The organism is Streptomyces sp. NPDC052012 (assembly GCF_040689265.1).
GTDB lineage: Bacteria > Actinomycetota > Actinomycetes > Streptomycetales > Streptomycetaceae > Streptomyces.
On record NZ_JBFAXA010000031.1, the window covers coordinates 53,663 to 69,142 of the forward strand.

The 15,480-nt window shown below is 65.5% G+C and carries 6 protein-coding genes; 4 read left to right on the forward strand and 2 right to left on the reverse strand.

What is annotated here, in order from left to right:
- Window positions 1-89 precede the first annotated feature (89 nt).
- Together AB0412_RS32260 and AB0412_RS32265 are read right to left on the reverse strand one after the other, a co-directional pair.
- Entirely contained in the window at window positions 90-776 is a 687-nt protein-coding gene (locus AB0412_RS32260; protein ID WP_366406146.1) for a Crp/Fnr family transcriptional regulator, read from the reverse strand.
- Window positions 777-788: 12 nt separating this feature from the next.
- The gene (locus tag AB0412_RS32265; RefSeq protein WP_366406147.1) at window positions 789-1,304 is read right to left on the reverse strand and encodes a hypothetical protein; all 516 of its coding nucleotides are present in this window, start codon (window positions 1,302-1,304) and stop codon (window positions 789-791) included.
- A 263-nt stretch (window positions 1,305-1,567) separates the two neighbouring features.
- Between AB0412_RS32265 and AB0412_RS32270 the strand changes: the two genes are divergently transcribed.
- The 4 genes from AB0412_RS32270 (at window position 1,568) to AB0412_RS32285 (ending at window position 15,475) form a co-directional block, all read left to right on the forward strand.
- The gene (locus AB0412_RS32270; RefSeq protein WP_366406148.1) at window positions 1,568-3,679 is read left to right on the forward strand and encodes a helix-turn-helix domain-containing protein; all 2,112 of its coding nucleotides are present in this window, start codon (window positions 1,568-1,570) and stop codon (window positions 3,677-3,679) included.
- A 7-nt stretch (window positions 3,680-3,686) separates the two neighbouring features.
- Entirely contained in the window at window positions 3,687-4,244 is a 558-nt protein-coding gene (locus AB0412_RS32275) for an XRE family transcriptional regulator (protein ID WP_366406149.1), read from the forward strand.
- A gap of 1,072 nt (window positions 4,245-5,316) precedes the next feature.
- Window positions 5,317-8,490: a LamG-like jellyroll fold domain-containing protein gene (locus tag AB0412_RS32280; protein WP_366406150.1), complete on the forward strand. Its 3,174-nt coding sequence runs from the start codon at window positions 5,317-5,319 to the stop codon at window positions 8,488-8,490.
- Window positions 8,491-8,674: 184 nt separating this feature from the next.
- Entirely contained in the window at window positions 8,675-15,475 is a 6,801-nt protein-coding gene (locus tag AB0412_RS32285; RefSeq protein ID WP_366406151.1) for a polymorphic toxin-type HINT domain-containing protein, read from the forward strand.
- Window positions 15,476-15,480: the final 5 nt, after the last annotated feature.

Here is a 15,480-nt window from a genome sequence, read left to right on the forward strand (position 1 = left end):
TCGTCGCATGCGGCGGTGTGGGTGCCCCATGCTGGCCGCGCCCCGGACGAGGCGGTGCCCAGCAGTGGGCACCGCGTAGGTGTGCTCGGTCACCTGTGGGCGTTCGCGTGTGACTGGATCGATGCGATGTCGCGGATGACGAGTCCGCCGGCGGCCTCTGTGACAAGCCAGCCCTGTTCGCGCCACGGTCTGATTGCCGCACCCACGGCGTTGCGGGACGCGCCGATCATCTGTGACAGCTCCGCTTGCGTCAGACGCACGATGTACTCGGCGCAGTCCACAGAGGCGGCTCGCAGCAGACGGCCGAGGGCTGAAGCCAGGCGCACCGGCACCGGCGCCGTTGCCATCTCCAGGCGTACCGTCTCCGCTTCACGGACCCGGGTGATGGCGTGACGCAGCAGCGGAGCCAGCAGGCCGTGACGATCAACGAAAGAGAGAAAGTCTGGGGCCGGAATGATGTGTACCCGGCAGTCCTCGGCGGCGATGACCGACGCAGTACGCGGCTGATTGTCCAAAACGGCCAGCTCACCCAGCAGTTCACCGGCGCCGCGTACGGCCAGCAGCGTCCGCTCCCCGTGAGATCCGGACAGCGTGACCAGAGTGGACCCAGAGGCCAGCAGGATGACATGGGTGCCGGGATCTCCTTGCCGCAGCAACACACTTCTGGCCGGCCGTATACGGACAGGAGCCAGGTCGCACAGTTGGGACCACAGGTGCTGACCGATGACAGAGACATGCGGCTGATACATACGCCCCCCGAATGCGGTAGCCGTCACGCCGCGATGTTCTCAAGCAGTGATGTACAGGATCAATAACCCAAATCCGGCCACCGCTAGGGCGGTTGTTGTGAGATCAACCGCCCACTTGACGGCCCGGAACTTCCTCTGCGCCAACACCTTGAACAGCGCGAGCCGTTCAGCTTCCGCACGTAGACACTCCCTGACACTCATCACGGGGAACCCGGGCACACCTTCTTCCGGTCGACTGCAGCAGGGAGCAGACCACGCGAAGACCTTGAGCTCACCGCCCCGCGGCAGGACAGGCCGGAGCGCAAACATCGCCGCGACGAGCGCCATACCGAGAAAGACAGCAGCACACGCCAAAGCAGTCAGCGGCACCCAACTGGACCTCGGCATGCTCGGCAACACCGCCGCATCCACAGCCAGCAGACCACCCGCCACACCGCACAGCGCTGTCGCCTTCGTATCGGCCCGCTGCACTTCCATGAACATCCCCGCTGCCTCAGCCCCCAGCCGACGCACAGCATCAGCCGGACTGGCGCCCCCACCGGTGCCATCTGACATGGCACTCCTCTCTCAGTCTGTGCCGCTGCGTCCGTACCCGTTCACCGTGCAGGAACTGTGTCAACGCCCGTGCCCACCGCAGGGCACCACGCATGCGGACCTCGTCACAGACAGTCGCGTGATGGCCAATCCGACGGCCGCGCAACGGCCGGCACGCCCCGACAGCGCCTTACACCCTCACCACAAAAATACTTCGAAAGAGTTAAATAGATGGTTAAATTCAAGGATAAGCGCTGCTAGTCTCCGGGCGGAGGTAGACGAGTATGGCAACCCAAGAAGAGCTGTTCGCGTCCGTTGACTCGCTGCTGGAGGAGGAACCACAGCTTCCACCCCCTGCGGAGCGCGCCCGGCTCCGTGAGGCCGCCGGCATCACCCAGGCCCGCCTGGCCACCGCGCTGAAGACGTCGACGCAGTCGGTGAAGAACTGGGAGAACGGCCGCTCCGAGCCGAAAGAGCCGCGCCTGTCGGCCTATCAGCGCCTCCTGCAGGGCTGGGCGACAAAGTACCCAGCGCACAGCACGCCCGCCGCTGCGCCCATCTCGACCACCGCCTCCCAGCCAGAGCCGGTTGCACAGACCGTCACCAGTTCGACTGCCACGCTCAGGGCGGGAAACGCTACCTCGACGAAGAACGCAGCAGCCGCAGCCCTCCAGCACCCGGCGAGGTCACCGCGTCGCCCGACTCCGCAGAAAGCCGTCAAACCCGCAACTGACCCACGCTTCCCCCACGGTCCACTCGCTGTACTGGACGGTGACGGTTGCGCATACGGCATCGGCGGCACCGTACTGGACTGCCCCGCTCGCACCATCCCGGAACTCGTGGAGTGGACACTCCGTGAGTCCGGTCTCGGGACAGCGAAGCTGCACCGGCACGGCAAGGACTCCGACCCACTGATCGTGCTCACCGCCGCAGCCGCCGTGAAACTCGGCCTGCCAGAACGCCTGGAGGGTCACGAGCAGCGCCGCTCCCTGCGCCTGCCCGCAGACCATCCAGTCATCAAACAGATCACCAAGGCAAAGTGGCAGCTCACGCAGCGCGGGTTCGGTCCCTGGGCAAGGATCTACCGCAAGGCAGAGGGCAACCAGCGGCAGTGCGTGCAGCTCGCGATGTTGTCTTGGGACGCCCTTGATCAGCGATCCTGGCCTGGCGTCTCCGAGATGGAGCCGGCCGACATCGCCCGCGTCCTCGGCGTCTACGCCCAGCGGGTCATCACCCCGTGCGGTTCCACCGCCGTGTCAGGCCTGGAGCTGATGACCGCGCTACGCCCGCCGACGAAAGCCGTGCGGGACCCGGAGACCGGAAACTGGGTGCCCGGACACAACCCGGGCAGCCTTGGCACGAAGCCCATGGACCCTGCACCCCCGGAAGCTACTCCGGAGCACCCGGTCGTCGTCCAATCCGGTTGGACGGGCGGATTCCTCAACGAGGAGGCATATCAGTGGGTACGCGACGTCAACCTGCTCACCGACGAGGAATGCACGCTGCCGTTCGTCGTCGGCCTGGACCTCAACACGGCGTTCCTCGCGGCTGCGGCGCGCCTGGTCGTCGGCCTGTCCGCCCCAGACCACTTCCATGCCCCGAAGTTCAACCCCAAGATCCCCGGCTCCTGGTTCGTGGACCTGTCGCCCATTGAGCTGGATCCGCGCCTGCCCAGCCCGTTCACGCCAGACGGCGCCCGCCCGACGGGACCTGCCTGGTACCAGACGCACACCGTCGCCTACGCCCAGGAGCTCGGCTACGACGTCCATCCGATCGAGGCGTACCTGCGCCGCGAGACCGGCGCGTACCTCGACCCGTGGCACGACCGCCTCAAGAACGCCTACGTCGACACCCTCGCCGACCTCGGCGTCACCCGGGAGCTGGACGACCGGGCCTTCCTTGACGCGATGGAACGCCACAAGCAGATCGACCCGGCCTTGGCGGCAGTCCTGGCGGCCATCAAGGCGACCGTGAAGGGCGGCGTTGGCAAGCTGCGCGAACGCCCGCAGGGCAAGAACTACAAGGCGGGGGAGCGGTGGCCGGCCCTGGAGCGCCCGACCTGGCGCCCCGACATCCGCGCCGCCGTCATCTCCAAAGCACGGGTGAACATGCACCGCAAGCTGCGCAACATGGCGGCGATGACGGGCCTGTACCCGCTTGCCGTGCTGTCCGACTGTGTCGTCTACCCGAGCCCTGGAGGCAGCCCTCTGGACTTCCTGCCCTACGCCACTAGCGGCAAGCCCCAGCCCGGCGGCTTCCGCCTCGGACCGACGCCTGGCCTGGCGAAGCTGGAAGGCGTCCAGTCAATGCTGTGGGCGGTCGACCTGATGGAGAAGGGCCTCAACCCAGCCCGCCACATCAAGGGCGGAGATGCCGTCCTGGACGAAGGGGAATGACCAACCGATGGGAGAAATCGAGGACGCCATCGAGCGGGCCGACCGGGAGGCCTTTACCCGCGAGCCGCCGAAAACGCTCAAGGGCCAGATCCGCTACCTGCTCAAGCAGATGGGCAGCACCAAGGCCGTCGCTGAGGAGATCGGTGTCACCGCCGACTCCGTGAACCGCTACCGGCGCGGCGCCCGCAAGCATGCCCGCGCCGACATTGCCGCGAAGATCGACGACGCGGTACGGCAGCGGTGGCAGCCGCAGGTACGCAAGCGCCGGCAGCGCCAGGCCGCCACAACCGGCGGGATCACGGTCGAGACGCGGGCCCGCTTCGGATACACCGCACCGATCGGCACGACCGACGACGGAAGGTTCCGACGACTCACAGTGCACCTTCCCCCGGCCTACGCACAGCGCTTGTTCGACGCCCGCGACGCCGGGGCCAGCGAGCAGCAGATGCGGCAGGTCATCGCCGACGGATTCAAAGAGGTCTATTTCCAGGACAGCGGAGCCCGCGCAACGGGGCTTTCAGACGTCGCTATCAACGACATCGACTACCTAGAGCTGGATTTCTAGGAGATCATTCCCCGCAGCTGCGGGTGGACGGGGTGAGCCGCAGCATGTTAGGTGTCACAAAGGCAGGATTGTTGTCACAGGGTGCCTGGCCTGTCGCTCGGGCTGAGGTCTGCGAGGACTGCGACGCGCGGGAGCTGTTCCTGTTCCACGAGTTCGGTGGAGTATCGGTAGTTCTTCGACTGCTACGCCACGGAGTGGTCGCGGGTGGGAACTAGCTTGCCGTCCGCGTTACGCACGGTGCCCCTTGACGAACCGCTTGTGGGGCTGGAGCGAGCATCGGCACAAGGTGGTCGATGATGCGGTCCGCCGCTCACCGAGCTGCTGACCCCCGTTGTCGCCGTGATTGCCAACGATCATCAAGCCGTGGGGTGTAGTGTGCCCGACCTCTCGGGCTGAAAGGAGGGAGTTGGGCAGCGGGGCCGTGAACTATGCGTTTGCTTTGTGAAACTCTGGTAATGGTTGTACGAATCCTCTGTGAGAAATAGCACGAGTGAGTGTGCGTCAGTGTTCGTTGTGACTAGCGCCTGCATGGGTGGATTTCCCAGTCTTGATCGCCTCCTCAGTTGATCTCTAACCTGCCGCGACTTGTACGTTTCTGCAGGCAGTAGGGGTTGCGGATATGGGAGTTGGGCAGCATCGGCGCCGGTGGCGTCGGCCCGTCTCAGGTGCGATCGGGGCTGCACTGTCAGCGGCCGTGCTCGGGGGCTTGCTGGGTGGGCCTCCGGCGGGTGCGGCTGAGGGCGATGGCGGTGTCGAGGCGAGCGCCGGTGCGGCCTCTGCGCATCCGGCGGATGAGGCAGGGAAGGGCAAGGCGTTCTGGGAGGATGACGCCCTTCCACAGGCGTCTGCGGAGCTGAAGGCTTCACGCAGGGCGGCCGAGACCGGTCAGCGGGTCGAGGTGAAGAGCCTGACGTCTGAGACGAATCAGGTTTTTGCCAATCCGGACGGGACGTTCACGGCGGAGTCGTCCGCGGTGGTGGAGCGGGTTCGGAAGGGCGATGCGTGGACGCCGGTGGACACCACGCTGGTACAACAGCTTGACGGCAGTCTGGTGCCCAGAGCTGCGCATGACATGACCCTGTCCGGCGGTGGCCGGGATGAGCCGCTGGTGCGGTTCGAACGTGATGGCAACGTCTATGAGGTGTTCGCGCCGTGGTCGTTGCCGGAGCCGGTGCTGGATGGGTCGCACGCGGTGTACAAGGCCGTGCGTCCCGATGTGGACCTGGTGGTGCAGGTGCTGCCGGACGGCTTCACGCAGAACCTGGTGGTGCACACGCCTGAGGCCGCGGCCGCACTGGGCAGGATCGACTATCCCGTCAGGACCGAGGGGCTGCGGACCCGTACCGAGGGCGGCGTGACGGCGCTGGTCGACGAGGGCGGGCGGCCTACGTTCATCAGCGGATCCCCGCTGATGTGGGACTCCGGCCCGTCAGGAACGGCAACAGTGCGCATGGCGGCGGCGAGCGCAGCCGACTCCGCGGATGAGGATGCCGTCGATCCGGTCGATGCGGTGACCCCCCACGCGCAGTCCCGCACCGCGGTGGCGGAAGCCTCCCTGGCTGCCGACAAACTGACCGTTGTGCCGGACCAGGAGTTCCTCACCGACCCGGACACCTCGTACCCGGTCGTGATCGACCCGCCGACCGTGTCTGCCAAGCTGGTCGGCTGGACATCGCTGTGGTCGAACTTGTCCGGTACCTCGTTCTGGGGCACCAGTCATGCGCTGGGTGTGGGCTACGACGCGTACGTGGACAACAAGAAGGTGCGCTCGCTGTTCCAGTTCGACACCCGGGCGGTGGCCGGCAAGAAGATCCTCCATGCCGACTTCTCGGCGTACGAGATCTGGTCGGCCAACTGCACGAAGAAGGACGTTGAGCTGTGGCGCACGTCCTCCATCAGTTCTGCGCGGACGTGGTCGAGCCCGCCGTCGTGGAAGTCCAAGGTGGACACCGTTTCTGCAGCCAAGGGGCACTCCTCCAGCTGCCCGGACGGCTCCGTGGAGTTCGATGCCACCTCTGCTGTGGCCTACACGGCCAAGGCGAAGGACACCACCACCACGCTGGGACTCCGTGCGGACGAGAGCGACCCGATCGCGTGGAAGCAGTTCATGTCGCCCAAGGACGACCGCATCACGGCGGAGCGCAGGCCGAAGCTGTCGATCGCGTATGTCAGCGTTCCGAACGCTGCGCCGTCCTACGTGAAGATCGCCGATCCGAGCACGTCCTGCTCCTCCTCGAGCTCACCGCCATACATTCGGGACGAGACGCCCCGGTTCACGGCCACCCCCACTTCGGCGGACGGCTCCCAGGCTGTGGTACGACCGCACTTCGAGCTCTACACCGGCAGCAGCACGACACCCACCAGCTATCGGCCGTCAGCGTGGACGAGCAGCGGCACCGCCGGCACCTGGACGCCGACCTTGGACAGCGGCCAGACGTATCACTTCCGGGCCCGGACCCAGTACAAGGTCACCTACGACGGAGTCACCGAGTATCTGTACGGACCCTGGTCGGCCTCCTGCTACTTCAAGATCGACTCTGACGGTCCGCCCCAGCCGACGGTGACCTCCGTCAACAATGTCTACCCGGAATGCGCGGGGGAGACCTGTGTCGGTTCGCCGGAGACCGGCAGCGTCGGGATGACCGGCCAGTTCAAGATCACGGCGGGGGCCACCGACGTACGCCGCTACGTCAGCTGGCTGAACGGACTCAAAGTCGAGGACAAGGCCTACACCGCGAACACGGCCAGCCACACGGTCTCGATCACGCCGAACAAGCGCCTGACCAACACACTGCGCGTGCAGACGTATGACGCTGCCGGAAACCCGGGCACGAGCAAGGACTACCTGTTCAACGTGGCCAAACCCTCGGCCCCGGTCGCGGTGTGGAAGCTGGACGAGAACACCGGTACCACCGCCGCCAACGCCCAAGGCACCAACCATCCGCTCACGTTGAACACCGCTTCCTGGGCGTCCAAGGGCCGCAATCAGGCCGCCTGGAAGGGCACAGGCAGCAACTCTGCCGCCACCACCAGCAAGGTCGTGGACACCACAGGCAGCTTCTCCGTCTCCGCATGGGCCAAACTGGCACGCACCGATGTCATCGGCACTGTCGCCAACCAGAACGGCACCAACATCGGCGCCTTCCAGCTGTACTACTCCGACTCCTACGGCAAGTGGGTGTTCAACCGCTACGACCAGGACACCTCCACCGGAGCCACGGTCGTGCGGGCCATCTCCACAACCCCACCCGTGACAAACGCCTGGACGCACCTGCTGGCCGTGTACGACCGGCAGGAACAGCAACTGCGCCTGTACGTCAACGGCCGCCTCGAGGCAACCACCCCCTACACCGCGCCGTGGGCGGCGAACGGGCCCTTCGAGATCGGCAGGATGAAGGGATCCGCCGGCCCGTCGTCGTACTTCAACGGCGAACTCGACCACATCCAGGCCTACAACCGGGTGGTCTTCCCCGACGAACTCGCTGCGCTGGTGAACCTGGAGGACCCCGCCACCGGACACCCGAGGGCCGAACTCCTCGCCCACTGGCAGATGGACGAGACCTCCGGCACCACCGCTGCCGACGCCACAGGCCGCGGCAACACCCTCACCCTGCAGCCCGGCGCGACGTTCACCCCGACGGACGACTACGGGCACGGCAACGTCGTCGAACTCGACGAACCGGCCGGTGGTCACCTCACCGCGCCGGTCCGGGTGGACGAATCCGGCAGCTTCACCGTCGCCGGCTGGGTCAACCTCGCCACCCAGAGCCGCCTGGAAGACACCACCCGCGCCCACTCGCCGACCGTGTTCGCTCACCCAGGTGACCAGCGCAACTCCTTCCGCCTGTGGTACCGGCAGGAGATCGGCGAGGCCATCGGCGACTGGAACTTCGGCACCTACGAGACCGATGTGCTCAACGGCCCCGCCGCAGCCGTCGCCTCCGACGAGGTCAACCCGCCCGGCAGCTGGATTCACGTCGTCGGCGTCTTCGACTCGGCGAACCAGTCGGCCAAGCTCTACATCACCGGTGAGCGCCAGGGCGCCGAGGAAGGCGTCCTGGTCGACAGGATCTTCCAGCCCACCGGTCCGCTGATGATGGGCCGCTCACGGCGCCATGACAACGGAGCTTGGGGTAATCCGCTCCCCGGCCTGCTCGACGATCTGCGCGTGTACGCCGGCGTGCTGTCCGAGCAAGAGATCAGCGAACTGTCGAAGGTCGACGAACCGCCCGTCGACATCGGCTGACCCGCTTCGCTGCGTGCCCTTGGAACGCAGCGCCCGATTCCAGCGGTGTGCCGGGCCGACCGGCCCGGCACACCGCTTCATTTCGAGATCGAAGGAACCCACTGTGACAAGGCGCAGATTCGTGCTGCCCTCATGGTCGTGGCACCGAGCGGGACGGCGCAGGCTGACGGCAGTCAGCCTGCCCGTGGCCGCAGCTGTGACGGCCACCCTGCTCGGGGCGGCCCCACCCGAGGATTCGAGCCGCAGCCACACCAAGCTGCCCAAGCCGGAGTACGGCAAGGCCGTGGCCTTCCAGGCCAAGAAACGAAAGATCAAAGATCCGACGGATTCGGCCGCCGCCAAGACACGAAAGGCAGCCGCAGCCAAACCTGTCTGGCCGGCGCCCGGCTCCGCAACCGTCGAGCTTCCCGCCAGCGTCGGCAAGACGGCCAAAGCCGACAGGCTGCCGGTGACCCTGGCCGCACCGGCCAAGGCGAAAGCCAAGGCGAGGGGCGCCAAGGTCACGCAGGCCCCCGACCGGGCCAAGGTCACCGTCCTGGACCGCAAAATAGCCAAGAAGCTGGGCATCGAGGGCCTGGTGCTGTCCGTGCAGCGCACCGACGGCGACACCAGCGCCTCGAAGATGTCCCTCAGTGTCGACTACAGCGGCTTCGCCAACGCCTACGGCGGCGCCTGGTCAAGCCGGCTGAGAGCCGTTCAGTTGCCTGCATGCGCGCTGACCACACCGAGCAAGCGGCAGTGCCGCACCACCACGGTGCTGCCGACCAGGAACGACACCAAGGGCAGCACGCTCACCGCGCAGGTGGCTACCCGCCAGGCCAGCAATGCGGCCGGGACGACCATGGTGGTGGCCCTGGCCGCAGCAGCCTCTTCCGACCAGGGCAGCTACCAGGCCACCCCGCTGTCGCTTTCCTCCACGTGGGCAGGCGGCGGCTCCAACGGCGACTTCACCTGGTCCTACCCCATGGACGTCGTACCCGCCCCGGCCGGCACGGCACCGACTGTGGCGCTGGGCTACTCCGCGCAGAGCGTCGACGGCCGCACCTCCTCCACCTCCGCCCAGCCGTCCTGGGTGGGTGAAGGCTTCGACCTGCCGACGTCCTACATCGAGCGCTCCTACGGCTCCTGCGACGACGACGGCCAGGACGGCAAGGCCGACCTGTGCTGGAAAGAGGACAACGCCTCCGTCGTCCTCAACGGCAAGTCCAGCCCGCTGATCAAGGACGCCAACGGCTGGCATCTGAAGAACGACGACGGGGAGAAGGTCACCCGCGGCACCGGCGCCGTCAACGGCGACGACGGCGACGCCGGTGACCAAGGCGAGTACTGGACCATCACCGCCACCGACGGCACCCAGTACGTCTTCGGCAAGAACCGCCTGCCCGGCTGGTCCGACAACGGCACAGCCGCCGACGATCCGGTCACCAACTCCACCTGGTGGGTACCCGTCTTCGGCGACGACGCCGGCGAGCCCGGCTACTCCAGCGGCACGACCTTTGCCGACCGCGCCAAGCGCCAGGCCTGGCGATGGAACCTGGACTACGTCGTCGACCCGCACGGCAACGTCACCAGCTACTGGTACACCAAAGAGGGCAACTACTACGCCAAGAACGCCTCCACCGGCAATGGCACCTACTACGACCGCAGCGGCTACCTCAAGCGCATCGACTACGGCCAACGCTCCGACACCATCTTCAGCCAGCCTGCCGCGGCCCGTGTGAAGTTCAGCGTCGCCGAGCGGTGCATCCCCGTCTCCGGCGGAGAGACCTGCAGCTCCCTCACCGCGACGAACAAGGCAGCCTGGCCGGATGTGCCGTTCGACCAGATCTGTGCCGCCAGCACCACCTGCACCGACCGCAATGCGCCGTCATTCTTCACTCGCAAACGGCTGACCGACGTCACCACGCAGGTCTACAAAGGCACCGGTACTGGCGCGGACACCGACTACCGCGATGTCAACACCTGGCACATGGAGCACTCCTTCCCCGACCCGGGCGACGGCTCCGCACCAGGCCTGTGGCTGAAGAGCATCCGGCACACCGGCAAGTCCGGCACCACCCCGGTCACCCTCCCGGCGGTGACCTTCGACGGCATCCAGCTCCACAATCGCGTCGACAAGACCGGCGACGACGTCGTGCCCTACATCAAATGGCGGGTCCGCAGGGTCACATCCGAAACCGGGTCGGTGACGACCGTCAACTACTCCGACCCCGAATGCCTGGCGGACACCAACCTGCCCACGGCACTCGACAAGAACACCAAGCGCTGCTACCCAGTCAAGTGGATCCCGCCGACCAACCCCACCGGCGGTGAGAACCCGCAGCCGCGCACCGATTTCTTCCACAAGTACGTCGTCACCCAGGTCACCGAATCCGACCCCACCGGCGGCGCTCCCTTGAAGGAGACCAACTACAGCTACACCGGAGGCGGCGCCTGGGCCTACGACGACGAATCTCCCATCTCCCAGGCGAAGTACCGGACCTGGAATATCTGGCGGGGCTACAACACGGTCACCACCACCGTCGGTGAAGCCTCCGGCACCCGCTCCAAGACCACCGCGCTGTACTACCGCGGCATGCACGGCGACAAGCAGACGAGCGGCACACGCAGCGAGACGATCACTGACTCCCAGGGCGTGTCCAAGACCGACTCGGAGGAGTTCGCCGGCCAGCTCCGCGAGCAGATCACCTACAACGGCACCTCCGGTCAGGAAGTCTCCGCCAAGGTCATAACTCCCTGGTCGCAACAGACCTCCAGCGACAGCCACTCCTACGGCACCGTCCGCGGGTACATGGTCCGTACCGGGACCGAGGTCACGCGCACCCGCCTGAACAGTGGCACCACGATTTCGGCCACGTCGACCACCACCTACGACGCGAAGAGCGGCCTGCCGCTGACCGTGGAGAAGGACGCCGGCGGCGCCAAGGACTGCACCCGCACCTGGTACGCCACCGACGAAACCACATGGATGCTGTCCTATCCCAGACGTGTGGAGAAGGTGTCCGCCGGCTGCTCGGTGACCCCCAACCGCACCGACGATCCCAAGACCACCGACCTGATCTCCGACACGCGTACCTCCTACGACGACCAGGCCTACGGCGCCGCCCCGACCAAGGGCGACGCCACCCGCACCGAGCGCCTGGTCGGCTACAACGCCGACGGATCCGGCCGCTACCAGACCGTCACCACCGCCGCATACGACGCGCTCGGCCGGCCGACGGACACCTGGAACGCCAAGGGCACCCGAACCAAGCACATCGCCTACACGCCCGCCACCGGCGGTCCTATCACCCAGACAGAGACCACCAACGCCGCCGGCCACACCGCTACTGCCGAGCACGCCCCGGACTGGGGAGTGGACATCGCCCGGACGGACGCCAACGGCAACCGCACCGAGCTCGCCTACGATGCCCTCGGCCGCCTCACCGATGTCTGGCTGGCCGACCGTAGCCGTGCGAGCGGGCAGAGCCCGAGCCAGAAGTACGAGTACAAAGTCCAGGCCGGTGCCGCATCGTGGGTGGCCTCCAAGTCATTGAACAACGATGGCACCACCTACCTCACCCAGTACGCCATCTACGACGCACTGCTGAGGCCCCGGCAGGTGCAGGTACCCGCTGCCACAGGCACCGGCCGGGTGATTTCCGAAACCAAGTACGACTCCCGCGGTCTTGCAGTCGAAACCGCCGCACAGTACATCGACACGACCGCCCCCAGCGGCATCCTGGCCACGCTGATCACTCCGGGGCCCGCCGGCACCGAGACCACCTTCGACGGCGCGGGACGCCCCACAGTGCAGAAGAACCTCGTCAACGGACAGGAGCACTCACGCACCACCACCACCTATGACGGCAACGCCACTACTGTTCTCCCGCCTGCTGGCGCTCCCGCCGTCCGCGAGGAGTACGACGCCCGCGGCCGCCTGACGGAGAAGCGTGAGTACAACGGCAATACCGTCACCGCCGACTACGTCGGGTTCACCTACACCTACGACCATGCGGACCGCCTGCAGACGGTCAAGGACAACGACGGCAACACCTGGGACTACGGCTACGACCTCCTCGGCCGACAGACCAGCGCAACCGATCCCGACGCCGGTAAATCAACCACCGAGTACAACGAACTCGATCAAGTCGTTGCCGCAACCGACGCCCGCAACAAGACACTCGGCCACACCTACGATGTTCTCGGCCGGCAAACCGCTCTGGTCGACGGAAAGGTGCCCGTTGTAGACGGGGTGCCCACCCCGGACGACACCAAAATCCTCTCCCGGTGGTCCTACGACACGATCGCCAAGGGACAGCTCACCTCCTCCATCCGCTACGTCGGCGGCAAGAGCGGCGACGTGTACGCCAAAACCAACGCCGCATACGACAAGCTCAACCGCGTACTGAAGGAGCAGTACACGATCAGCACCAAAGAGGGAGCCCTGGCCGGCACCGGCGTCTACGTCATCAACAACGCCTACAACCTCGACGGCACGCTGCAAAAGCGCACCATCCCCGCCATGGGCGGCCTCGGAACCGAGACCCTCACCTACGGCTACACCGCCACCAGATTGCCGGACACCCTGCAGGGCCTGACCGGCATCGTGCAGAACACTGACTACCTCCCGGCCGGCGAGCAGACCCGCACCACCCTGGGCGTATCCTCGACCGCCGACTGGACCGAGATCAACTATTCCTACGAAGACGGCACCAAGCGCCTGGCCCGCCAGACCGTCGTCTCCGAAACCCACACCGGCACCGACGCAGACATCCACTACCGCTACGACAAGGCCGGAAACCCGACCGAGATCGACGACCGCTCCACCAGCCCCGGCGACAAGCAGTGCTTCGCCTACGACGGCCACCGCCGCCTGAAGACCGCTTGGACCGCCGCCACCGACTGCGCCACCGCCCCCACCGCCACTGCGGTCGGCGGCCGCGCACCGTACTGGCAGAGCTTCACCTACGACTCCGCGGGCAACCGCAAAACCGCCACCGACCACCTCGCCACCGGAGGCCCCTCCACCACCACATACACCTACAAGACCACCGACCAGTCCCGCCCTCACGCCCTGACCAGCACCGTCACGAGCCGGGCCTCGGGCACGCAGACCGCTGACAGCTACACATACTGGGAGAACGGGGCCACCAAGACCCGCAACCTCAACGGGACCACACAGACGCTGGACTGGAACGTAGAAGGCAAACTGGAGAAAGTCACCGAGGCCAGCGGCGCCACCACCACGTTCCTTAACGACGGCGACGGCAACAGGCTCATCCGCAGGGACACCACCGGCACCACCCTGTACCTGGGCGAGACCGAGCTCCGCCTCGACAAACTGAGCGGCCAGGTCACCGCCACCCGCTACTACACCCACGCGGGCAAAACCGTAGCTATGCGCACTCCCGGTAACCTGACCTGGCTGTCCACCGATCACCATGGCACCGCCAGCCTCCAGATCGATGCCACCACCCAGGCCCTCACCCGCCGCCCCACCGAACCGTTCGGCGAAGACCGGGGCACCGCCAAGCCCGCTGCGTGGCGCGGCGAAAAGGGCTTCGTCGGAGGCACCGAAGACCCCACCGGCCTCACTCACATCGGATCCCGCGAGTACGACACAACTACGGGGCGGTTCGTGAGCGTCGACCCTGTCGGTGACCTGAAGGACCCCCAACAGATCAACGGCTACGCTTACAGCAACAACAATCCCGTCGCCTTCTCCGACCCGACCGGTGAATTCTTCACTCAGCTGATTGGCATCATTGTCGCCGTCGTGGTCGCGGTTCAGATCGTTAAAGCTGTTACAGGCGGCAGCGGCAGCGTCGCCACATCATCTGGCGGGACATCCAGCACCGGCAGCGCTAATTACGGCAAGGGTGGCAGTGCCGGTAATACGTGCTACAACTTTTCAGGCGGATACTCCATCCCCGTCTCCTGCTACAGCAACGAACCGCGGAATCCAGAAAAACAGGGAGGTTGGAAAGAAGCATTCGCAGCAGTCGGGCACTGGGTAACAGAGGCTGCCGAAGGTATGTCCAAGGCGAGCCCTTGGTGCTGGATCGAAGACTGCTCTGGAGCCACAGACGCATACCAAGAATTTGTTGACAGCAAAGGCATAGACACCGACTCGAAGATCTACAAGGACACGCAGACCCGACTGGACGTCTACAGCCTCTTCAGCGGCGGTGGAGCTGTCCGAACGCTAGGCAAGAAGCTCCTGAGTTCTGTCCGCAAAAAGAGTGACGTTCCCTGCGAATGCTTCCTCGCTGGTACGGACGTCCTTATGGCGGACGGGACCACAAAAAACATCGAAGATATCGAGCTGGGTGAAAAGGTGTTGGCCGCCGACCCAGCGACAGGAGAACAAGGTTCGCGTGAGGTGACGAGCGTCATCGTCACTGAAAATGACAAGCACTTCAATGAACTCTCTATCGGCACCGAAAACGGCATCGAGAAGATCACGGCGACTCATGAACATCCATTCTGGTCGCCCTCTGAACTTGACTGGGTGCCGGCGAGCGGCCTGAAACCTGGAATGACCCTGCGGACCGACGAGGGCGACACGGTCATTGTCACTGCTAACAGGCCACACACAAGGAAATCCCCTACGACCTACAACCTCACCGTCGACGGCTGGCACACGTATTATGCGCTGGCGGGTCATACCCCGGTTCTCGTGCACAACTGCAATAAGAATCAGGGTGTGTATATCTTTGACGATATTTCCAAGCCCGGGCATGTATACGTTGGTAAGACAAACAACTTCGACGTGCGGTTGAGGTACCACGCTAATGTCGGTAGGCGTGAAAAGGATGGTCCTGTCATCTGTATGCACGTCTGCGGTAATGACGATGCCCTCAGAATTCGGGAACATATCATCAAGGTTCAGCTTCAGAAGATGGGCATCAAGCTCAGCAGTGACATCGAAGGACGGGGTCGCAATCTCTACAATGATCGCCAGGAGAGGGCGAATCAGCTCGAACTACCCTTCGAAGAGTAGAGTCG

Bases quoted from the DNA above. Each gene is read 5' to 3' on its own strand.
- AB0412_RS32265 (WP_366406147.1), bottom strand. From the start codon at position 1,304: ATGTCAGATGGCACCGGTGGGGGCGCCAGTCCGGCTGATGCTGTGCGT.
- AB0412_RS32270 (WP_366406148.1), top strand. From the start codon at position 1,568: ATGGCAACCCAAGAAGAGCTGTTCGCGTCCGTTGACTCGCTGCTGGAG.
- AB0412_RS32275 (WP_366406149.1), top strand. From the start codon at position 3,687: ATGGGAGAAATCGAGGACGCCATCGAGCGGGCCGACCGGGAGGCCTTT.
- AB0412_RS32280 (WP_366406150.1), top strand. From the start codon at position 5,317: ATGACCCTGTCCGGCGGTGGCCGGGATGAGCCGCTGGTGCGGTTCGAA.